The sequence below is a fragment of the Falsiroseomonas bella genome (assembly GCF_003173615.1).
GTDB classification, from domain to species: Bacteria; Pseudomonadota; Alphaproteobacteria; order Acetobacterales; family Acetobacteraceae; genus Falsiroseomonas; species Falsiroseomonas bella.
The window spans coordinates 115,890-135,218 of sequence record NZ_QGNA01000004.1; the positions used below are offsets into that span (position 1 = coordinate 115,890).

General features: G+C 71.1%; 19 protein-coding genes. 10 read left to right on the top strand and 9 right to left on the bottom strand.

Going from position 1 to position 19,329, the window contains the following annotated elements; all coding sequences use genetic code 11:
- Positions 1-44: 44 nt before the first annotated feature.
- Positions 45-2,399: a hypothetical protein gene (locus DFH01_RS17440; protein ID WP_109871774.1), complete on the bottom strand. Its 2,355-nt coding sequence runs from the start codon at positions 2,397-2,399 to the stop codon at positions 45-47.
- Positions 2,400-2,654: 255 nt separating this feature from the next.
- Entirely contained in the window at positions 2,655-3,971 is a 1,317-nt protein-coding gene (locus DFH01_RS17445; RefSeq protein ID WP_146217081.1) for a tetratricopeptide repeat protein, read from the bottom strand.
- A gap of 174 nt (positions 3,972-4,145) precedes the next feature.
- Here DFH01_RS17445 and DFH01_RS17450 point away from each other — a divergent pair, with 174 nt between their 5' ends.
- Positions 4,146-4,430 carry a PepSY domain-containing protein gene (locus DFH01_RS17450; protein ID WP_109872359.1) on the top strand — a complete coding sequence of 95 codons (285 nt, stop codon included), beginning with the start codon at positions 4,146-4,148 and terminating at the stop codon, positions 4,428-4,430.
- A 30-nt stretch (positions 4,431-4,460) separates the two neighbouring features.
- Here DFH01_RS17450 and DFH01_RS17455 read toward each other — a convergent pair whose 3' ends face one another.
- Positions 4,461-5,705: an Hsp70 family protein gene (locus tag DFH01_RS17455; RefSeq protein WP_109871776.1), complete on the bottom strand. Its 1,245-nt coding sequence runs from the start codon at positions 5,703-5,705 to the stop codon at positions 4,461-4,463.
- Positions 5,706-5,716: 11 nt separating this feature from the next.
- Positions 5,717-6,844: a M20 family metallopeptidase gene (locus DFH01_RS17460; RefSeq protein WP_109871777.1), complete on the bottom strand. Its 1,128-nt coding sequence runs from the start codon at positions 6,842-6,844 to the stop codon at positions 5,717-5,719.
- 127 nt (positions 6,845-6,971) lie between these two features.
- Between DFH01_RS17460 and DFH01_RS17465 the strand changes: the two genes are divergently transcribed.
- The 3 genes from DFH01_RS17465 (at position 6,972) to DFH01_RS17475 (ending at position 9,023) form a co-directional block, all read left to right on the top strand.
- Entirely contained in the window at positions 6,972-7,421 is a 450-nt protein-coding gene (locus tag DFH01_RS17465; protein WP_109871778.1) for a MaoC family dehydratase, read from the top strand.
- Complete coding sequence (locus DFH01_RS17470) at positions 7,418-8,017, top strand: LOG family protein (protein ID WP_233256159.1); 600 nt, start codon at positions 7,418-7,420, stop codon at positions 8,015-8,017. The genes DFH01_RS17465 and DFH01_RS17470 overlap by 4 nt, the downstream gene beginning before the upstream one ends.
- Positions 8,018-8,078: 61 nt before the next feature.
- Positions 8,079-9,023: a bifunctional riboflavin kinase/FAD synthetase gene (locus DFH01_RS17475; RefSeq protein WP_109871779.1), complete on the top strand. Its 945-nt coding sequence runs from the start codon at positions 8,079-8,081 to the stop codon at positions 9,021-9,023.
- Positions 9,024-9,044: 21 nt separating this feature from the next.
- Here DFH01_RS17475 and DFH01_RS17480 read toward each other — a convergent pair whose 3' ends face one another.
- Complete coding sequence (locus tag DFH01_RS17480) at positions 9,045-9,794, bottom strand: maleate cis-trans isomerase family protein (RefSeq protein ID WP_109871780.1); 750 nt, start codon at positions 9,792-9,794, stop codon at positions 9,045-9,047.
- Between the two features lie 191 nt (positions 9,795-9,985).
- Between DFH01_RS17480 and DFH01_RS17485 the strand changes: the two genes are divergently transcribed.
- From DFH01_RS17485 to ychF, 5 genes are all read left to right on the top strand, one after another.
- Positions 9,986-10,963, top strand: coding sequence for a Bug family tripartite tricarboxylate transporter substrate binding protein (locus DFH01_RS17485; protein ID WP_109871781.1), 978 nt, complete (start codon positions 9,986-9,988; stop codon positions 10,961-10,963).
- Between the two features lie 293 nt (positions 10,964-11,256).
- Positions 11,257-11,940 carry a 50S ribosomal protein L25/general stress protein Ctc gene (locus tag DFH01_RS17490; protein ID WP_109871782.1) on the top strand — a complete coding sequence of 228 codons (684 nt, stop codon included), beginning with the start codon at positions 11,257-11,259 and terminating at the stop codon, positions 11,938-11,940.
- Positions 11,941-11,964: 24 nt separating this feature from the next.
- Positions 11,965-12,546 (top strand): aminoacyl-tRNA hydrolase, encoded by a 582-nt coding sequence (gene pth, locus DFH01_RS17495; RefSeq protein WP_109871783.1) that lies wholly within the window; start codon positions 11,965-11,967, stop codon positions 12,544-12,546.
- The gene (locus tag DFH01_RS17500) at positions 12,543-13,001 is read left to right on the top strand and encodes a hypothetical protein (protein ID WP_109871784.1); all 459 of its coding nucleotides are present in this window, start codon (positions 12,543-12,545) and stop codon (positions 12,999-13,001) included. The genes pth and DFH01_RS17500 overlap by 4 nt, the downstream gene beginning before the upstream one ends.
- A gap of 9 nt (positions 13,002-13,010) precedes the next feature.
- Positions 13,011-14,105, top strand: coding sequence for a redox-regulated ATPase YchF (gene ychF, locus DFH01_RS17505; protein ID WP_109871785.1), 1,095 nt, complete (start codon positions 13,011-13,013; stop codon positions 14,103-14,105).
- An 81-nt stretch (positions 14,106-14,186) separates the two neighbouring features.
- Here the strand turns inward: ychF and DFH01_RS17510 are convergent, their stop codons facing one another.
- Genes DFH01_RS17510 through DFH01_RS17525 form a run of 4 tightly spaced genes read right to left on the bottom strand, consistent with a single transcriptional unit; the run spans position 14,187 to position 18,248 of the window.
- Entirely contained in the window at positions 14,187-15,362 is a 1,176-nt protein-coding gene (locus tag DFH01_RS17510; protein ID WP_109871786.1) for a BaiN/RdsA family NAD(P)/FAD-dependent oxidoreductase, read from the bottom strand.
- 2 nt (positions 15,363-15,364) lie between these two features.
- Positions 15,365-17,023, bottom strand: a complete 1,659-nt coding sequence (locus tag DFH01_RS17515; protein WP_109871787.1) for an NAD(P)/FAD-dependent oxidoreductase — start codon at positions 17,021-17,023, stop codon at positions 15,365-15,367.
- Positions 17,024-17,046: 23 nt separating this feature from the next.
- A complete protein-coding gene (locus tag DFH01_RS17520) occupies positions 17,047-17,622 on the bottom strand; it encodes a histidine phosphatase family protein (protein ID WP_109872361.1) in 576 nt (191 codons plus the stop codon).
- A 2-nt stretch (positions 17,623-17,624) separates the two neighbouring features.
- On the bottom strand, positions 17,625-18,248 hold the full coding sequence (locus DFH01_RS17525; RefSeq protein WP_109871788.1) for a glutathione S-transferase family protein: 624 nt from the start codon (positions 18,246-18,248) through the stop codon (positions 17,625-17,627).
- Positions 18,249-18,357: 109 nt separating this feature from the next.
- On the opposite strand from DFH01_RS17525, the gene DFH01_RS17530 reads away from it, so the two are divergent.
- Positions 18,358-19,326: a Bug family tripartite tricarboxylate transporter substrate binding protein gene (locus tag DFH01_RS17530; RefSeq protein ID WP_109871789.1), complete on the top strand. Its 969-nt coding sequence runs from the start codon at positions 18,358-18,360 to the stop codon at positions 19,324-19,326.
- Positions 19,327-19,329 lie beyond the last annotated feature (3 nt).

The following is a 19,329-nucleotide window of genomic DNA, read 5'->3' on the forward strand; positions in this document are numbered from 1 at the left end:
TCGCGGCCGGCGCGGGGTGAAGCGCGCCGGCCGCATCGTCGCGGTCAGACCATGAAGAGGCTGAGGCTGTCCACGGTGAAGGCGCCGGATACCGCGGCGATCTGAACGGCGTCGAAGCTGGCGCCCTCCGCATCGACCAGGTCCGCCGTGAACGCCTGCTGCGCGGTGCCGACGGTGAAGGACAGCTCCTCGACCAGCTCGCCGCCATCCACCACGCCATCGTTGTCGGCGTCGTTGAACAGGCGGACCAGGAACTCCGTGCCTGCCGCGATGTCGGCCAGCGGGTTGTTCTGCGGGTTAGAACTCACCGGGCCGCGGATCGTCAGGACACCGGCCAGGGCCGCGTCGCCGCTCAGCGTGGTAATGGTCACGCTCTCGGAGCCATTGACCCATCCGTTGCTGCCGACACCCAGGAAGAACTGGTTGCCGCTCACGCTGCCGCCGGCCACCGTCAGGTCCACGAGGCCGGAGCCGGTCACGTCCACTTCGGTGGCGGCGTAGCCGTTGCCGAAGGACACCAGGTTTTCCTTCGTCTCGCCGAGATCCCAGTAGCCGTTCTCGTTGGCGTCGATGAAGGCGGCGAAGCGGTCCGTGCCGTTCTCGGTCGGCGTGCTTTGCGTCACGCCGGACGGGCTTCCGGTGCCACCCTGCGGTTGGGTCTCGTCGTTGTTCTCCGGGGTGGCGTCCTCGGCGTCGAGGACGGTCTGGACGCGCAGATGCTCGCCGATGGCTTCCGCGATGCCAACCAGGTCCGTGATGAAGACGTCGATGTCCACGTCAGCGATCGCGAACTGCGTGTTGGCCAGCGCCTCGATCTCCACCTGGTCGAAGACGGCGCTGCCCGAGACGACATGCGTCAGCCCGCCATCGAGGTCGATCGCGAACTGGTCCACCAGCGCGCCCGTCGAGTCGAGCAGGCGCACCACCGCATCTTCTCCGGCGCGGGTGACTAGGCTGTTGGCGGAGAAGACGATCCGCGCGCTGACGCCTTCGAAGTCGGCGCCGAGGTCGAAGCGGATGAACTCGCCGTTCTGCAGGTGGTTGGTGCCACCCGCGCCCTCGTCGCCGTAGTTGCCGCCGAGGGAGCTGCCGTCATCGAGGCTCGCGCCCGCCGCGCCGGTGTCGATGCCGATGCCGAGGCTGCGGTCCAGCGTGCCGGTCTGGTGACCTTCCGGCGCGTTCGCGTCCTGCTGGCCGATGGTGACCAGGCGCAGGATGTCGAAGGGCACGTTGGTGCCGTTCAGCTCCGCCTTGTTGGTGTCGCCGTCCGCATCGCCCACCAGCGCGCCGCCGCCGCCGAAGCTGGTCGCCAGCGTCTCGAAGGCGTCGATCGAGCCGTTCTTGCCGATGTCCAGGGTCGCGTCGAGATCGGCGGTCGTGGCGTTCGAGGTGTAGCGGAAGGAGATCATCCCGTTCGCGGTGGGCAGGGGCGGGATCGTGTCCGGCTGGGTATCCGTCGCCAGCACCAGGTCATCGGCCGACCAGCCCACCTGGTTGCCGACCACGGAACCGAGCGTCAGGTTCTTCGATCCGCCAGCCTGGAAGGCGTCGAAGAAGGCGACGATGGCGCCGAGGTCGCCGGTGAAGGCGACGTCGTTGATCAGAATCGTCTCGCCGACATAGTCGATCGTCACCTTCGCCCCGTCTGCGATCATGCCGAGGTTCAGCTCGCCGAGCGAATCGTCCTGCACGAAGCCGCCCTGCAGGTTGGCGTTGGTGTCCCTGATGGTCGCGCCGTCGCTGTCGATCACGACCTGGGTGCTGCCGCCGTTCAGCACCTTCACGGTGAAGGAGGCCTGCAGCAGCTCCTTGCCCTGCCTGATCTCGAAGTTGATGGCGTCGCCGTCGTTGAGGCGGAGCGCATTGGCCGATCCGCCGCTGTCGAAGCCGCTGCCGTTGATGAAGCCGAAGCCGATGTTGTTGGAGAAGACCACGCGGTTGCCCGCATCGGCCGAATCGATGCTGGCGCTGTCGAGCCAGCCGGCATTGGCCTTGCCGAGGCCGGTGATGGCGATCGGGTCGTCGGTGTCGTCGAGCGTGTTGCTGACGTCGATGAGGCGACCGCCGCCCGAGCTGTCGGCGATGTTGTAGGCCTCGACGCCGTCGCCCACGCGGAGGTCGCCCGTGGTGTTCACGAAGCCGGCGGTGGCGGTGTCCACGCCGTCGTCCAGGTTGATGCCGAGGGCGTCGATCTGGTCCTGCGTGCCGGTGAAGGCGAGGAACTGCTGCCACTCGCTGCCGGTGAAGTCGAAGGTACCGGTGGAGAGCGTGCGGGTCGCGAAGTCGTCGGCGCTGGAGAGCAGCTCGACCTGTTCGCCGGGGAGGCCCCCGGTGACGAAGTCGACGGCTCGCGTGCCGAACCAGATGTACTGCGTCGTTGACGGCAGGGTGGATGACATGGCGCTTCTCCGGGCTCGTGCTGCGTTGCAGGCACAGAAGCTTACGAAGACGCACAGACGAGTGCCACCAACCGACAGTAGATGAAGTTTGTAGACATTCGTCAGCAAATGTCAGCGATTCGGGACGGCAGGCGCGTGGTTGGGTTCCGCGGCTGTTCCAAAGACGACTCGCGCAAAAGTTGCATCGGCCGCTGGCTGCCCGCGTGCCCGCGCCGGGCGCCCGGTTCGCGCGCCGCGGCGCGGCGGCGTTGCGCGTCAGTGCGCGACGGCGCGCGCGGCCTCCGCATAGCCGATGCGGTGCTCCGGCGGCACGGGATGCCGGCCGGCGACGCGTTCCAGCAACAGGCGCGCATCCGCCTGCAGGCCGGCGCGCATCGCGGAATCGAGGAAGAGCTGTTCCAGCACATCCTGCTGCGCGTGGCTGCCGCCCAGGCGGTGCAGCCCGCCGAGCGCGGGCCGCAGCGCCGCCACGGCATCGGCGAAGCGGCCCTGACGATGTGCCAGCGCGGCCAAGCAGGCGGGCAGCGCGGCTTCGCGCAGGATCGCGGCATGCGCGGTGTTGCCGCGCCCCGCTTCTTCCACTGCCTGCAGCAGGCGGTGCGCGGCCGCCTCGCGTCCCGTCGCGGCCAGCGCCATCATCCAGTGCGGCTGGGTGAAGGCGGAGAGCGTGTCGCCGATCCGCGCCTCCGCCTTGTCCGCCAGCTCCGTCCAGCGGTCGCCCACCGGCACGCCCTGCCGTTCCAGGCGCCACAGCATGGAGGCGGCGTTCTGCACATCGATGTAGAGGTCGGGCATCGCCTGCGTCACCGGCGAGCCATGGTCGCGGAAGCGCCGGTCGTAGAGGTTCAGCACGGCGTCGAACTCGGCGCGCTCGATGTGGAACATCGCGCGGTGCCACCACAGGTGATGCATCAGGTTGTTGCCGCCGGCCCAGTGCGGCTCCCCGGCATCGAGCCAGGCGATGCCTTCCGCGCGGCGGCCCTGCATCTCCAGCACATGCGCGACGCCATGCGTCGCCCAGAGGTCGCCGGCATCGAGCGCCACGGCCGCGCGCCCCGCATGCTCGGCGACGGTGTAGTTGCCGCATTCCTCATTGGCGAAGCAGCGGCAGGCCAGCACGCTGCCCCAGCCCGGGATGTCGGCGGACCATTGCGGCAGGATGCGCTCCACCAGGCCGAGCATGCGTTCCGGCGCGCCCATCCAGAAGGCGGTGAAGTGGTGCAGGCGGAAGGCGAGGATGTCGCGCGGATGTTCCGCGACGATCTGCTCCCAGACACCGAGCGCGGCTTCGGGCCGGCCGCCGCTCCAGGCGCGCAGCGCTTCCAGATGCGCGCGCTCCCGCGCATTCGCCGCCACTGCCTCGGCGCGCGCCAGCGCGGCCTCGGCGCGGGGGACCATCGCGCGGTCATAGGCGAGCATGGCGGAGTAGCCGGCCATCGCCTGCAGCAGCGGCGCCTGCGGATCGAGCGAGAGCGCCGCCTTCAGCCGCGCGCCGGTGTCGAAGCGGTAGCGCAGGAAGCCGTCGATCACACGGTCGAAGCCCTGCGCCGCCTCGTCCGAGGCGGCGGTCATCTCGAGGCCTTGTGCGTCCTTCGGCATGGCGTCCCCCAGCGCGAGACGCCCAGCATCGTGGCTCCGCCGTGTCGCCGCAAGCGGCGCGCGGGAGGGCGGGAATAGGGTGCGCCGCCCGTCGTTAGGCAACCAGGCGGCGCGCCGGGCCCGCCGGGAGAAGGAGACCAGGCCATGATGACGGGACGCATCCTCCGTTGCGCCACGCTCGCGCTCTGCGGCGCGCTGATGGCGCTGCCGGCGGCGGGGCCGGCGCGGGCCGATGACGACGACTGCCGCGGCGGCGGCATCAGCCGCGCGCAGGCGATCCAGATCGCCCGCAGCCTCGGCATGGTGCGCGTGCAGGAAGTGGAGTGCGACGACGACGAATGGGAGGTGGAGGGACGCGATCCCGCCGGGCGGGAGATGGAGGTGGAGATCGACCGCCGGACCGGCCGCGTCATCGAGGTGGAACGCGACTGATGCGGCCGCCCCGGGGCGCCGGAAGCCGCGTCAGCCGCGCTCGGCGGCGATCAGCGCGAGGCCTTCCGCGACGGAGACGAACTCGCCGCCGGCGGTGACGCGATGCGGCCCGAAGCGGGCCTCGAACAGCCTGCGCACGACCGGCACCAGCGAGGTGCCGCCGGTGAGGAAGACGTGGTCCACCTGCTCGGCCGACAGTCCGGAGTCGCGCAGCGCGTCGTCCAGCGCGCCGGCGATGCGCGCGAGCTCCGGCGCGATCCAGGCTTCGAAATCGGCGCGGGCGATCGGCGCCTCCAGCGCGAAATCCGCATGGGCGAAGCGGAGCACCGTGCCGTCCGCCTGCGACAGGGCGGTCTTCGCCTCCGACACGGCGCGGTAGAGGGCGTAGCCGGCCTCGTCCTCGATCAGGCGAAGCAGGTGCCGCAGCCGTTCCGGATGCTCGGCGGTGCGCGCGACCTCCGCGATGTCGCGCAGCGTCTTCGGCGCGCGCATCAGCGAGAGCTGGTGCCAGCGGGCAAAGCTGGCGTACCAGGCGGGCGGCACCGGCAGGGGCTTGCCCATCACCGTGTAGCTGCCGCCCTTGCCGAGCGCGGGCGAGACGACGCGATCGATGATCCGGTAGTCGAAGGCGTCGCCGGCGAGGCCGACGCCGGCATGGCCGAGGGCCGTGACCTTGCGCGGCGGGCCGGGCTCGAAGCGCAGCACGGAGAAGTCGCTGGTGCCGCCGCCGAAATCGGCGACGAGCACGGTCGCCGGCCCGTCGAGGCCGGCGGCGAAGCGGTGACCCGCCCCGGCCGGTTCCAGCGCCACCTCCACCTGCTCCATGCCGGCGGCGGCGAAGGCGGCGCGCAGGCGGCGCTCGCCGAGATCGCTGCCTTCCGCCTCGCCGACGAAGCGCACGGGGCGGCCGATCACGATGCGTGCGCCTTCGAGTTCCGCCTGGAACGGCGCGAGCAGCTCGCGCAGGAACAGCGCGACCAGCGCTTCCAGCGTCCAGGCGCGGCCGAGGATGCGCGTCTCGGTGAAGCTGCGCTGCGCCAGGTAGCTCTTGAGCGACATGATGAGCCGGCTCTCGAGCGGATCGTCGAGATAGGCCTCGATCGCCGCCGGCCCGGCGGCATGGCGCGCCCGCCCGCCCGCGCCGGTCCAGAAGCAGAGCACGGAGCGGAAGACGGGGCCGGTCGCGTGCTGCAGCGTCTCGCAGCGACCGTCGGGGTGCAGCATGGCGACGACGCTGTTGGTCGTGCCGAAGTCGATGCCGATGGCGGGGCGCATGCGGCGCGCCCTCAGCCGATCTCCTCCAGCAGCGCGCAGAGCGTGGCGCAGCGGGGCGCGAGCTGCTCCCACAGGATGTGCTCATGCGGCGCATGGGCGCCGGCGCCGGGGCAGCCGAGGCCGTCCAGCGTCGGCACACCCATCGCCGCCGTGAAGTTGCCGTCGGATCCGCCGCCGCGATGCTGCACCGGCAGCTCGTAGCCGTGCTGCGCCGCCAGCGCCTTGGCCTGCGCGTAGAGCGCAAGGATCTCCGGCGTCTCGGCGAAAGGCGGACGGTTCATGCCGCCGGTGATCGTCACGGCGATGCCGTCGCGCTCATAGGCGAGGCCGCGGATCGCCGCTTCCATCTTCTCGCCGAGCGGAATGGTCGGCACGCGCAGGTCCACCTCGCACCAGGCCTCGGGCGAGATCACGTTCGGGCGCGTGCCGCCGCCGATCGGGGCGACATTCGTGGTGACGCCGGCGGCGAGGTCGGTCATCGCATGGATCTTCAGGATCACCTCGGCCAGCGCGACGATGGCGCTGCGCCCCTCGCTCCAGTTGCCGCCGGCATGGGCGGAGACGCCGCGCACGCGGATCTCGAAGCGGCCGACGCCCTTGCGGGCGGTCACCGCGGATCCGTTCGCGCCCGCCGGTTCCGGGATCAGCACGGCGCGCGCGCCCTTCGCGGCCTGCTCGATCGGCGCGCGGCTGGTCGGGCTGCCGACCTCCTCGTCCGGCGTCAGCAGCAGGATGATCGGGCGGCGCGTCCGGGTCTTCTGGCGCAGGATCTCGCGCACGGAATGGAAGGCCATGAAGCTGCCGGCCTTCATGTCGTAGATGCCGGGCCCATGCGCCTTCGCGCCCTCCACCCGCCACGGCATGGAGGTGGCCAGCGTGCCGTGGTCCCAGACGGTGTCGAGATGGCCGGCGACCACCACCGGCGCGCCGTTTCCGGGCGTGCGGCAGACCAGCGTGTCGCCGAAGCCGTCGCGGCCCGGCAGGCGCTCGATGGCGCCGCCCACGGCGGCGAGCTCGGCCTGGCAGCGGTCCAGCAGGCGGTTCACGGCGGCGGCATCGGTGGTCGGCGTCTCGGCCTCCACCCAGCCGCGCAACTCGGCGAGCAGGCGGTCGGAGGAGCCGATCTCGGTCTTGAGCATGGGGGTGTCCGGGCAGGGAAAGCGCGGCTTCTGGCAAGCCGGCGGCGCGGCGTAAACCCCGCCCCTTGCCGCGCCCCGACCCCCCGGCTAACCAAGCGTGTTGCAGTGCAGCGGGGCCGCGGGACAGATGAGCGAAGGCGTCTTCTACGAGGACCTGGCCGTCGGCCAGAAAGCCAGCTTCGGCAAGACCATCACCGAGGCCGACATCGTGCTGTTCGCGGCGGTGACCGGCGACACCAACCCGATGCACCTGAACGAGGAATACGCCAAGGGCACGATCTTCGGCGAGCGCATCGCCCATGGGATGCTGGCCGCGGGCCTGATCACGAAGGTGATGGGCACGCAGCTTCCCGGCCCGGGCACGATCTATCTCTCGCAGAATTTGAAGTTCCGCAGGCCCGTGCGGATCGGGGACACGGTGACCGCGACGGTCGAGATCACGGCGCTGAACCCGGAAAAGCACCGCGTGTCGCTGCGCACGATCTGCGCCGTGCGCGGCGAGCCCGTGCTGGAAGGGGAGGCGCTGGTGACGGTGCCGTCGCGCGCGGCGAAGGTCGCCAAGGAAGCCGCGGAGTGACGCCGCGCAAGCTGAAGCGCGTCTGCGTCTTCTGCGGCTCCGCGGTGGGCAGCCGGCCCGCCTATGCGGAGGCCGCGCGCGCGCTTGGGCGGGAAGTTGCGGCACGCGGCATCGGCCTCGTTTATGGCGGCGGCGCGGTGGGGTTGATGGGCATCGCTGCGGATGCCGCGCTGCAGGCGGGCGCCGAAGTGATCGGCGTGATCCCCTATGGCCTGCTGAAGCGCGAGGTCGGCCATGGCGGCGGCGTCGAGATGCACATCGTGGACACGATGCATGAGCGCAAGGCGAAGATGGCCGAGCTCTCCGACGGCTTCGTGGTTCTGCCCGGTGGCTACGGCACGCTGGAGGAGGCGGTGGAGGCGCTGACCTGGGCGCAGCTCGGCATCCAGAACAAGGGCGTGGTGTTCCTCGACGTCGAGGAGTACTGGAAGCCCTTCCTCGGTGCGCTGGACCACATGGCGACGGAAGGCTTCGTGCGCCCGACGCATCGCCCGCTGGCCATGCATGCGGCGACGCCGGGCGCGGCGCTGGATGCGCTCGCCGACTATGTCGCGCCGCCCGGCACCCAGGTCTGGCTGCGGCCGGAGCAGATGTGAGAGCCGTCGTGACGCCCTCAGGCGCCGGGCGGCCGCGCCGCGGCCTGCTGCGCAGGCCGCGATGAGTCCGGTCATCATCGAGGACTGGCGCGCGGTGCCCGAGGCGCTGCGCGGCGCGACGGTGGCGCTCGGCAATTTCGACGGCGTGCATCTCGGCCATGCGGCGGTGATCCGCGCCGCGCATGGTGCGCGCCCAGACCTCCCGCTCGGCGTGCTCACATTCGAGCCGCATCCCCGCGAGCATTTCCGGCCCGAGGACCCGCCCTTCCGCCTGACGCTGCTGCCGGCCAAGGCCGAGGCGCTTGGCGCGCTCGGCGTCTCCGTCATCTACGCGCTGCGCTTCGACGCGGCACTCGCCGCCATGCCGGCCGAGACCTTCGTGGAGCAGGTGCTGCAGCAGGGGATCGGCGCGAAGCACCTGGCCTGCGGGCCGGACTTCGCCTTCGGCCACCGCCGCGGCGGCGACACCGCCTTCCTGGCGCGGGAGGCCGAGGCGCGCGGCATCGGCCTGACCATCGTGCCGCCGGTGATGGATGACGGCGCGCAGATCTCCTCCACCCATATCCGTCGGCTGCTGCAGGACGGCTACCCGGAACGCGCCGCGCGCGACCTCGGCCGGCTCTTCGAGCTGCGCGGCGAGGTGTTTCACGGCGACAAGCTGGGCCGCGAGCTGGGCTGGCCGACCGCGAACATCCTGCTCGGCCGCCAGGTGGAGCCGGCGCGCGGCGTCTATGCGGTGACCGTCGTGCTGGCCGATGGCAGCGAGGTGCCGGGCGTCGCGAATGTCGGCCGCCGCCCGACGCTCGGCGGCGATCCGGTCACGCGGCTGGAGGCACACCTGTTCGACTGGTCGGGCGACCTGTACGGCCAGGAGATCCGCGTGCGCCTGCACGCCTTCCTCCGCCCCGACGCGACCTTCGGCGGGCTGGAGGAGCTGAAGGCCGCGATCGCCGCGGATGCGGCGGAGGCGCGGCGCGTGCTGGCCGCCGGGGACGCGCCTGGATAGCGCGCCCCGGGCGAGCCCTGCTCAGAACCGCTCGAGCAGCTTGCCGCAGCCTTCGACCTTGTCCTCGATGCCGCGGGCGCGCAGCGCGTGCCAGTAGGTCGCGGTGTTGATCGCGATCACCGGCTTGCCGAGCCACATCTCCGCCATCGCGGCCAGCTTCACCATGGACAGGTTCGTGCCGACCTGCACGATCGCATCCACGTCGTCGCCATCCAGGTATTTCATCGCGGCGACGCATTCCTCGGAGGTCGTCTCGGCGATGCCGATCCAGCTCGGCCGCTTCAGCGCGATGTCGCGCACGACGGAGAAGCCCATGTCGGTGAAGTAGCGCGCGACCTCGATGTTCATGGCCGGCCAGTAGGGCGAGAGCACCGCGATGCGCTTCACCCCGCCATACGCGTTCAGGGCGGCCGTGCAGGCATGGCTGCCGACGCTGATCTTGAGGCCGGAGAATTCCTCCACCTGCTTCACGAAGCGGTCGGCCCCCTTCGCGCCGTCGAAGAAGGTGACGGCGGACATGCCCATCACCAGGTGGTCCGGTGCGCAGGTCATCACGGACTTCACCGCGTCCAGCGTGTTTCCGGCGATCACCTCGGCGCCGGCGCGGAAGGTCTCATTGGAGATCGCATTGGCGTTCGGCGTGAAGATGCGCGCGTAGTGGTTGGTCACGCCCGCCGGGCGCATCATGTCGAAATCCGGCTGCACGATGGTGTTGGTGGACGGTCCCATCACCCCGAACTTGCACCGCCAGCCCAGCATGTCCTTGCTCATCGCAGCCCTCCTCGGCAATCGCGCGGAGGCAGCCTGCCACAACCGCGGCGCGGCGGAAGGGCTCCGCCGGCTTGCCATGAGGACTGCCAAGCTGGGAAGGCAGGGCGGACGCCACGCCCTGCCATGCCGGCCCGGCTTGCGTTACGGCCGTGCCCGACCCAGTCTGCTTCCCATTCAGGGAGAGCGAAGCAATGGCTTATCCGCTGCCGCGCCGTTCGGCATTGACCCTTGCCGCCGCGATGCTCGCGCGGCCCAGCCTTGCGCAGACCGGGGACTGGCCGAACCGGCCGATCCGCTGGGTCAACCCCGGCCCGGCCGGCGGCGCGGGCGACGTCATCTCCCGCCTGGTCGCGGACCGGCTGAGCGCACGGCTCGGCCAGCCCGTGGTGGTGGACAACCGCCCGGGCGCCGGCACCAATATCGGCATGACCATCGTCGCCCGCGCCCCGGCCGACGGCTACACGGTGGGGCTGGCGACCATCGCCGCGAACGCCGCGAACAAGTGGCTCTACCGCGAGATGGCCTTCGACCCGGAGAAGGACTTCGCCGCCGTCGGCCTGATCGCGCTGGTGCCGAACATCGTCGTGATCCCGCCCAGCGTGCCGGCGCGCAACCTGCAGGAATTCATCGCCTGGGCGAAGGCGCAGAACCGGCCGATCAACTTCGGCTCGGTCGGCGCCGGCTCCTCGCAGCATCTGGCGGGCAGCCAGTTCCAGGTGATCACCGGCCTCCAGATGCAGCACCTTCCGTATACGAACAGCGGGCAGATGAACACGGACCTCATGGAGGCCCGGATCGACATGCTGTTCCAGTCCATCTCGGCGGTGACCCAGATGGCGCAGTCCGGGCGGATGCGCCCGATCGCGGTCAGCGGCACGGCCCGCGTGGGTGCCTTCCCGGACCTGCCGACCATGCAGGAACAGGGCGTGGACATCACCTCCACGGGGTGGTTCGGCCTCTGCACCCCGGCCGGCGTGCCGGAGCCCATTCTGGCGCGGCTGGACAAGGAACTCGGCGAGATCGTGGACGACCCGGCCTTCCGCGAGCGGATCGCGGCCACGGGCTCCATCCCGCGGAAGATGGGACGGGCGGAATTCCAGGCCTTCATGAACGAGGAAAGCCTGCGCTGGCGCGACGTGATCCGCGCGGTGGGCGCGACGGCCGGGTGAGGGCGTTGGCAGGGGGCCTTGCCCCCTGCACCCCCACCAGGAGGCCTGAGGCTCCTGGACCTGCGTCCGTTTAACCCCGAAGGGGGAGGGGGCACTTCGGCACCCTCCCCCTTCGGCGCTGAAAGCGTATGTGGGGGTCCGGGGAGCTTCAAGCTCCCCGGCGGGGGGCGCGGGGGCAGCGCCCCCGCCAAAGCCCGCCCCTTGCGCCCCCGGTGCCCATCCGCTACCCACCGCTCCGCGCTGGCACCCCTGGAGGCCGGCGCTTTTCGTTCTTGCGCATAAGGAGCCTGGCGATGGTCCAGACTGTTCGGATCGAGGCCGTGGCGCGCGAGCGTGCCGGTAAGGGGGCGGCGCGCGCGACCCGGCGAGGGGGCATGGTCCCCGGTGTTGTCTATGGCGCGAAGCAGGAGGCGACGCTGATCGCCCTCGACCCGCGCGACGTGATGAAGGAACTGACCAAGGGCGGCTGGCAGTCCCACCTGTATGAGGTGGCGGTGAAGGACGGCCCGACGGAGCGCAGCATCATGCGCGACGTGCAGTTCGACCCGGTGACGGACCGCCCCGTCCATGTGGATTTCCAGCGGGTCGCGCCCGGCGCGCGTATCCGCGTCCGCGTCCCGGTGGTGTTCCTGCATGAGGACACCAGCCCGGGCCTCAAGGCCGGCGGCGTGCTGAACGTCGTCCGCCGCGAGGTCGAGGTGATGGTCGAGCCGGACAAGGTGCCGGACCACTTCGAGATCGACCTGGCCGAGGCGAAGATCGGCGACAACCTCCGCTGGTCCTCGATCAAGGACAGCTTCGGCGCCCGCCCCGGCATCGTCGGCCGCGACTTCATGGTGGCCTCGATCGCCGCCCCGAAGGTCGAGGCGGAGGCCGCCCCGGCTGCCGCCGCGGCGCCCGAGCCCGCCAAGGGCAAGGGCGGCAAGGCCGCGCCGGCCAAAGCCCCCGCGGCCGCGGCGCCCGCCAAGAAGAAGTAACCTCCGCGCCGGGAGGACGATGCGGTGCTGCTGTGGGTGGGGCTCGGCAATCCCGGGCCGGAACATGCCAGGCAGCGGCACAACATCGGCTTCATGGCGCTGGATGCGATCGTGCGGCGCCACGGCTTCTCGCCGTGGCGCAAGCGATTCAAGGGCGAGGTCGCGGAAGGCGCGCTGGGCGGCGTGAAGGTTCTGGCGCTGAAGCCGATGACCTACATGAACGCCTCGGGCGACGCCGTGCAGCAGGCGGCGTCCTTCCTGAAGATCAGGCCGGCTGACATCTGGGCCTTGCATGACGAGCTGGATCTCGCGCCGGGCAAGGTGCGGGTGAAGAAGGGTGGCGGCACCGCCGGCCACAACGGCCTGCGCGACATGCAGCGCGCGCTGGCCACGCCTGATTTCGGGCGCGTGCGCCTCGGCATCGGCCATCCCGGCCACAAGGACCGCGTGACGGGCCATGTTCTCGGCAACTTCGCCAAGGTGGACACCTGGGTGGAGCCGCTGTTGGACGCGGTTGCCGATGCCGCGCCGCTGCTGGCCGGCGGCAAGCCGGAGGAGTTCATGACGCGCGTCGCGCTGCTGACGCAGGAGACCGAGCCGCGATGAGCGAGGACGTGTTCCCCGACAGCTTCGGAGAGATGACCCACGGGCCGGGCCCCGAGGATTTCGCCAACGGCGCCGCCGCGCTCGCCGCCGGCCTGGTGCGGGAAGCGCAGGCGCTGGCGCAATCCGCCGCCGCGCTGCACGCCGCAACGGCCGCGGGGCCGGAAGGTGCTGGCGATGTGCGTCGCGCCAGGCTCGCGCTGCATGCGGGCGGCGAGGCCGCCCTGCGCGCCGCGCTCGCGCTCGATGCCGCAGCGATGCTCGGCGCGAACCAGAAGGCCGCCGAACTGGCGCCCCGCCTGGCCGAGGCCGCGAAGCGCGCGGGCCTGCCGGCGGCTACGATCGCGCCGCTGCTGCGTGCGGCGGCGCTCGATTTCCGCACCGACGACGCCGCGGCGCGCATCGCCGCCTCCACCCTTGCCGCCGAGCTCTGCGCGCGGCTTGCGGGACAGGACTGAGGACGAGTCATGGGCTTCAACTGCGGCATCGTGGGCCTGCCGAATGTCGGGAAATCCACGCTGTTCAATGCGCTGACGCAGACGGCGGCGGCGCAGGCGGCGAATTATCCCTTCTGCACGATCGAGCCGAATGTCGGCCGCGTTGCCGTACCCGACCCGCGCCTCGACGTGCTCGCGAAGATTGGCAAGTCGGCCAAGATCATCCCGACCAGCCTGGAATTCGTGGACATCGCCGGCCTGGTGCGCGGCGCATCGAAGGGCGAGGGTCTCGGCAACCAGTTCCTCGCGAACATCCGGGAGGTGGATGCGATCATCCATGTCCTGCGCTGCTTCGAGGATGGCGACATCACCCATGTCGAAGGCAGCGTGGACCCGGTGCGCGATGCCGAGACGGTCGAGACCGAGCTGATGCTCGCCGACCTCGACAGCCTGGAGAAGCGCGCGCTGGGACTGGTGAAGCGGGCCCGCGGCGGCGACAAGGAAGCGGTCGCGCAGATGGCACTGATCGAGCCGCTGAAGGCGGCGCTGGAAGCGGGCAAGCCGGCGCGCACGGCCGTGCCGAAGGGCGAGGAGACAGCGGCCGCGCGGCTGCAGCTGATGACGACGAAGCCCGTGCTCTATGTGTGCAACGTGGAGGAAGCGAGCGCCGCGACGGGCAATGCGCATTCCGCGCGCGTGCAGGCGATGGCGGCCGCGCAGGGCGCCAAGGCGGTGATCGTCTCGGCGGCGATCGAGGCGGAGATCAGCCAGATGCCCGATGCTGATCGCGGGGATTTCCTTGCTTCCCTGGGCCTCGAGGACAGCGGGCTCGATCGCATCATCCGCGCCGGCTACGAACTGCTCGGCCTGATCACCTATTTCACGGTTGGCCCGAAGGAGACGCGGGCCTGGACGATCACCAAGGGCACGAAGGCGCCGGGCGCGGCGGGCGTGATCCATGGCGATTTCGAGCGCGGCTTCATCGCGGCCGAAACCATCGCCTATGACGACTACGTGGCGCTGGGTGGCGAGGCGGGCGCGAAGGACGCCGGCAAGATGCGCGTCGAAGGCAAGGAATACGTCGTGAAGGACGGCGACGTGTTGCTGTTCCGGTTTAATGTTTGACGTGCGCTCTCCCTCTCCTGCAGGGCGAGAGAGGGTCGGGGTGAGGGTGGGTCAAGCGGCTCTGTCCTCGCGCGGAATGCGCTAAGCAGACTCCCCCGCCGCCCAGCCGCTCGACCAGGCCCATTGGAAGTTGTAGCCGCCCAGCCAGCCGGTGACGTCCACCGCCTCGCCGATCACGAACAGGCCCGGCACCGCCTTTGCCATCATCGTCCGCTGGTCGAGTGCGGCGGTGTCCACGCCGCCGGCCATCACCTCCGCCTTCGCATAGCCCTCAGTCCCGTCGGGCAGCAGGCGCCACGCCTTCAGCAGCGCGGCGAGGCGCAGCAGGTCCTTGTCGCCGATCTCCCCGATCACGCGCGCCGGCAGGTGCAGCGCGGCGAGCGACTGCGCCAGGCGTGCGGGCAGCAAATCCGCCAGCACGGTTTGCGGCTGCGCCTTCGGCCGCGCGCGCTTGCCCTCCAGCAGCAGCGCCGCGCCGTCGCGTTCCGGCAGCAGGTCGAGCGTGACCGGCTCGCCCGCCTGCCAGTAGGACGAGGCCTGCAGGATCGCGGGGCCGGAGAGGCCGCGATGGGTGAACAGCATCGCCTCGCGGAAGGCGGCGCGGCCGCAGCGCGCGATGCTGTCCAGCGCGACGCCGGCCAGCGGGCGCATCAGCGCCAGCGCCTCGCCGCCGAAGGTCAGCGGCACAAGCGCCGGCCGAGGCTCCACCACCGCCAGGCCGAAGCGGCGCGCAACATCCAGCGCGACGCCGGTCGCGCCCATCTTCGGGATGGAGAGGCCGCCGGTCGCGAGCACGAGCGAGGGCGCGGCGAAGGCGCCGCGCTGCGTCGTCACGGTGAAGCCCGTGCCATGCGCGATGTCGGCGACGCGGTGATCGAGCCTGAGGTCGACGCCGGCCGCGAGGCATTCCGCCAGCAGCATCGCCACGATCTCCCGCGCCGAGCCGTCGCAGAAGAGCTGGCCCAGTGTCTTCTCATGGAAAGCGATGCGGTGCTTGCGGACCAGGCCGATGAAGTCATGCTGCGTGTAGCGCGCCAGCGCCGAGCGCGCGAAATGCGGGTTCCGCGACAGGAAGCGCTCCGGCACGCAGCCGAGATTGGTGAAGTTGCAGCGCCCGCCGCCGCTGATCAGGATTTTTCGGCCCGGCGCGTCGCCATGCTCCAGCAGCAGCACGCGACGCCCGCGCTGGCCGGCGCGCAGCGCGCACATCATGCCCGCGGCGCCGGCGCCGATCACGACGACGTCGAAGTCATGCATGCTCAGGCGGCCGCGGCTTCCAGCCCCGCCATGTCGCGCCCCACCGCTTCCGCCACGCGGATGCCGTCCACGCCGGCGGAGAAGATGCCGCCCGCATAGCCCGCGCCCTCGCCGGCCGGATACAGGCCGAGCGTGTTGACGCTGCGGAAGCTCGCATCGCGCCGGATGCGCACGGGGGAGGAGGTGCGCGTCTCCACCCCCGTCATCACCGCATCCGCCATGTCGAAGCCCGCGATCTGCCGGCCGAAGGCGGGCAGCGCCTCCCGGATGGCGGCGACGACGAAGTCGGGCAGGCAGCGCGAGAGATCGGTCGGCGTGACGCCGGGCTTGTAGCTCGGGATCACCTCGCCGAGCTGCGTCGAGGGACGCTGCGCGAGAAAATCGCCGACGCGCTGCGCCGGCGCGCGGTACTCGCCCTCGCCCGCGATGAAGGCCGCATCCTCCCAGCGCCGCTGCAGCGCGACGCCGGCCAGCGGATCGCCGGGGAAATCAACCTCCGGCGTGATGCCGACGACGATGCCCGCATTCGCGTTGCGCTCGGCGCGCGAATACTGGCTCATGCCGTTGGTCACCACGCGCCCATCCTCGCTGGTGGCGGCGACGACGGTGCCGCCCGGGCACATGCAGAAGGAATAGACGCTGCGGCCTTCCAGCCCCTTGCCGCGGCAGTGATGCACCAGCTTGTAGTCGGCGGCGCCGAGGATCCGGTTGCCCGCGAAGGCGCCGAAGCGCGCGCGGTCGATCAGCGATTGCGGGTGCTCGATGCGCACGCCGAGGGAGAAGGGTTTCGGCTCCACATGCACGCCGCGTTGCAGCAGCGTGGCGAAGGTGTCGCGCGAGGAATGGCCGATCGCCAGCACGACGTGGTCGGTCTCGATCGTCTCGCCTGCCTCGGTGACGACGCCGCGCATGCGGCGCAGCCCGTCGCGGCCGGTCTCCACGATGAAGTCCGTCACCTTCGTGCCGAAGCGGTATTCGCCGCCCAGCGCCTCGATCTTGGCGCGCATGGACTCGACCATCTGCACCAGCCGGAAGGTGCCGATATGCGGCTTGGCGACCCACAGGATCTCCTCGGGCGCGCCGGCCTCGACGAATTCCGTCAGCACCTTCCGGCCGAGATGCTGCGGGTCCTTGATGCCCGACCAGAGCTTACCGTCGGAGAAGGTGCCGGCGCCGCCCTCGCCGAACTGCACGTTGCTCTCCGTGGTGAGCTGGCTGCGGCGCCACAGCGCCCAGGTATCCTTGGTGCGTTCCCGCACCACCTTGCCGCGCTCGAGGATGATCGGCCGGAAGCCCATCTCGGCCAGGATCAGCGCGGCGAAGATGCCGCAGGGGCCGGTGCCGATCACCACGGGCCGCTTCGGAAGCGGGGTGCGCGCCTGCGTGACATGGCGATAGGTGGTGTCCGGCGCCGGGCCGAGGGTGCGCGCCAGCACGCCGTCACGCGCATGCCGGCGAAGCAGCGCGGCCTCGTCGCGCACAGAAAAATCCAGCGTGTAGACCAGCTCGATCGCGCTGCGCTTGCGCGCATCCCAGGCGCGGCGCGCGACGGTGCAGGACAGCAGCTCGCCCGGCCGCAGGCCGAGCCGCGCGACCAGCGCGGCCTCGACCGCGCCGGGCGCATGCTCCAGCGGCAGCTTGAGTTCGGTGAGCCTCAGCATCGCCGCGCCATATGGGCTACCGCTCAGCCCTCCGCCAGCACTGCCGGCGCGATGTCCCATGCGGCACCGCCGCCCTTGGGCGGCGAGATCAGCATGGGCAGGGCGTTCGGCGTGCGGACATTCGGCTCATGGCCGAGGGCGAGGCGCAGCGCGCGGAACAGCGCGCCATGTGCCACCACCATCACCGGCGCCGGGCGCGCGAGTGCGGCGTTCACGCCGCGCACCGCGCGCTCCAGCAGGGCCTGGAAGGTTTCCGCGCCATGCGGCGTGTAGGTGCCGGCGATCCAGTCGTCGTACCAGTCGCCCATGGGCTGGCCTTCCTGGTCGCCGAAATTCACCTCGGCCAGATCCTCGTCCAGCAGCACGGGCAGGCCGAGCGGCGCCGCCACGACCTCCGCCGTGCGCTTCGCGCGCACCAGCGGCGAGGCGACGATGGTCGCCAGGCCGCTGCTGCGCATGGCATGCGCCGCGCGCTCCGCCTGCATCTCACCCACGCGGTTCAGCGGGATGTCGGTGCGGCCCTGCGAGAGGCCCTGCGCATTCCAGTCCGTCTCGCCATGGCGGAGGAACCAGAAGGGCTGGCGGAGCAGCGCGGGGATGCTCACGCCGCCAGGCCTTCCTGCGCCAGCGTGCGCTGCACGGCGGGTCGGGCCAGCATCGCCTTCAGATGCGCATCGAGATGCGGCGGCAGCGAGAGGCCGGAGCGGCGGGTCGCCCAGTATTCCACGAAGAACAGCGCCGCATCCGCCACCGAGTAGCCCGAGGGCAGCAGCCAGGTGCCGCCCGTCCAGCCCTTCTCGATCGTGTCGAAGTACTTCTGGGCGTTCTGCTTGCCGAGTTCCACCGACTTCGGGTGGTCTTCCTCGCGGAACGAAAAATTGCCGGGGCGGAACTGGCGGGTGAAGCCGTGCGGATGCACCGTGCCGCAGATGTAGTCCAGCATCTCCAGGCAACGGACCTCGCCTTCGAAGTCGGAGGGGATCAGCCCGGCCTCGGGGTTGGACTTCGCCAGCCAGAAGGCGATCACCGGGAATTCCGTCAGCACCTTGCCGTCGCCGCGGTCGAGCGCCGGCACCTTGGACTTCGGGTTCACCGCCATATACTCGGGCTTGTACTGGGCGCCGTCCTTCAGGGCGACGAGCGACAGATCATAGGGCTTGCCGATCTCCTCCAGAATCACGTGGATGCCGATCGAGCAGGCGCCCGGCGAGTAGTGGAGCTTCACGACGTACCTCCGTTGCGGATGCGCCCTTTTAGGGGGTGCGGGCCGACCGCGGCCAGCCCCCTTGGCCGCGTCGCGCGCAGGCCGCACTCTGGCGCGGGAGGACCGTTCCATGCGCATCCGTCGCCGCCATCTGCTGGGCGCCACGCCCCTGCTCGCCCTGCCGCGCCTGGCCGGCGCGCAAGCGGCGTTTCCGACGCGCGGCGTCACCATCGTGGTGCCCTTCCCGCCGGGCGGCGGCACCGACGTGCTGGCGCGCATCCTGGCGCAGCACTTCCAGGAAGCCTGGCGCCAGACCGTGGTGGTGGAGAACCGCGGCGGCGGCGCCGGGCGCATCGGGCTGCAGCAGGTGCAGCGCGCGGCGCCGGACGGCTACACGCTGATGGTCACCTCGACCGGCGGCATCATGGGCCTGGCAGGCGCCGAGCGTGCCTTCGCCGTGCGGGAGGCGCTGACGCCGGTCACGCTGATCGCCGCACCGGCCTATGTCGTGGCGATGCATCCGGGCGTTGGCGTCAAGGACGTGGCGGAGCTGATCGCGATGGCCAAGGCGCGGCCCGGGCAGCTCAGCTTCGGCAGCTCCGGCACCGGCGCGGCGAGCCACCTGGCCGCCGAGCTCTTCGCCTCCATGGCCGGGATCGAGATGCTGCACGTGCCCTATCGCGGCACCGGGCCGGCGCTGAACGACCTGATCGCCGGCCGCATCCAGCTGATGTTCGCGCCGCCCCAGACCGTCGCCGCGGCCGTGGCCGCGGGCCAGGTGAAGAACCTGGCGATGACGGCCGAGCGCCGCTCGGGCCTGCTGCCCGGCCTGCCGACGGTGGGCGAGAGCGGGCTGCCCGGCTATTCCGCCGTGGGCTGGTTCGGCCTGTTCGGGCCGCGCGGCATGCCGGCGGCCATCGCTGCGCAGATCTCGGAGGAGGCGGCGCGCGGCCTCGGCACCGCAGCGACGCGCCAGCGGCTTGCCGCGCTGGGCGCGGAGCCGGAGCCGATGACGCCCGACGCCTTCGCCGCCTACATCGACGCCGACATCGCCAAGTGGCAGCGGGTCGTCCGCGAGCGCGGCATCACCCTGGAGTAGTCA

Coding starts and splice junctions, on each gene's coding strand:
- DFH01_RS17440 (WP_109871774.1), bottom strand. CDS start 2,399: ATGTCATCCACCCTGCCGTCAACGACGCAGTACATCTGGTTCGGCACG.
- DFH01_RS17445 (WP_146217081.1), bottom strand. CDS start 3,971: ATGACCGCCGCCTCGGACGAGGCGGCGCAGGGCTTCGACCGTGTGATC.
- DFH01_RS17450 (WP_109872359.1), top strand. CDS start 4,146: ATGACGGGACGCATCCTCCGTTGCGCCACGCTCGCGCTCTGCGGCGCG.
- DFH01_RS17455 (WP_109871776.1), bottom strand. CDS start 5,705: ATGCGCCCCGCCATCGGCATCGACTTCGGCACGACCAACAGCGTCGTC.
- DFH01_RS17460 (WP_109871777.1), bottom strand. CDS start 6,844: ATGCTCAAGACCGAGATCGGCTCCTCCGACCGCCTGCTCGCCGAGTTG.
- DFH01_RS17465 (WP_109871778.1), top strand. CDS start 6,972: ATGAGCGAAGGCGTCTTCTACGAGGACCTGGCCGTCGGCCAGAAAGCC.
- DFH01_RS17475 (WP_109871779.1), top strand. CDS start 8,079: ATGAGTCCGGTCATCATCGAGGACTGGCGCGCGGTGCCCGAGGCGCTG.
- DFH01_RS17480 (WP_109871780.1), bottom strand. CDS start 9,794: ATGAGCAAGGACATGCTGGGCTGGCGGTGCAAGTTCGGGGTGATGGGA.
- DFH01_RS17485 (WP_109871781.1), top strand. CDS start 9,986: ATGGCTTATCCGCTGCCGCGCCGTTCGGCATTGACCCTTGCCGCCGCG.
- DFH01_RS17490 (WP_109871782.1), top strand. CDS start 11,257: ATGGTCCAGACTGTTCGGATCGAGGCCGTGGCGCGCGAGCGTGCCGGT.
- DFH01_RS17500 (WP_109871784.1), top strand. CDS start 12,543: ATGAGCGAGGACGTGTTCCCCGACAGCTTCGGAGAGATGACCCACGGG.
- ychF (WP_109871785.1), top strand. CDS start 13,011: ATGGGCTTCAACTGCGGCATCGTGGGCCTGCCGAATGTCGGGAAATCC.
- DFH01_RS17510 (WP_109871786.1), bottom strand. CDS start 15,362: ATGCATGACTTCGACGTCGTCGTGATCGGCGCCGGCGCCGCGGGCATG.
- DFH01_RS17515 (WP_109871787.1), bottom strand. CDS start 17,023: ATGCTGAGGCTCACCGAACTCAAGCTGCCGCTGGAGCATGCGCCCGGC.
- DFH01_RS17530 (WP_109871789.1), top strand. CDS start 18,358: ATGCGCATCCGTCGCCGCCATCTGCTGGGCGCCACGCCCCTGCTCGCC.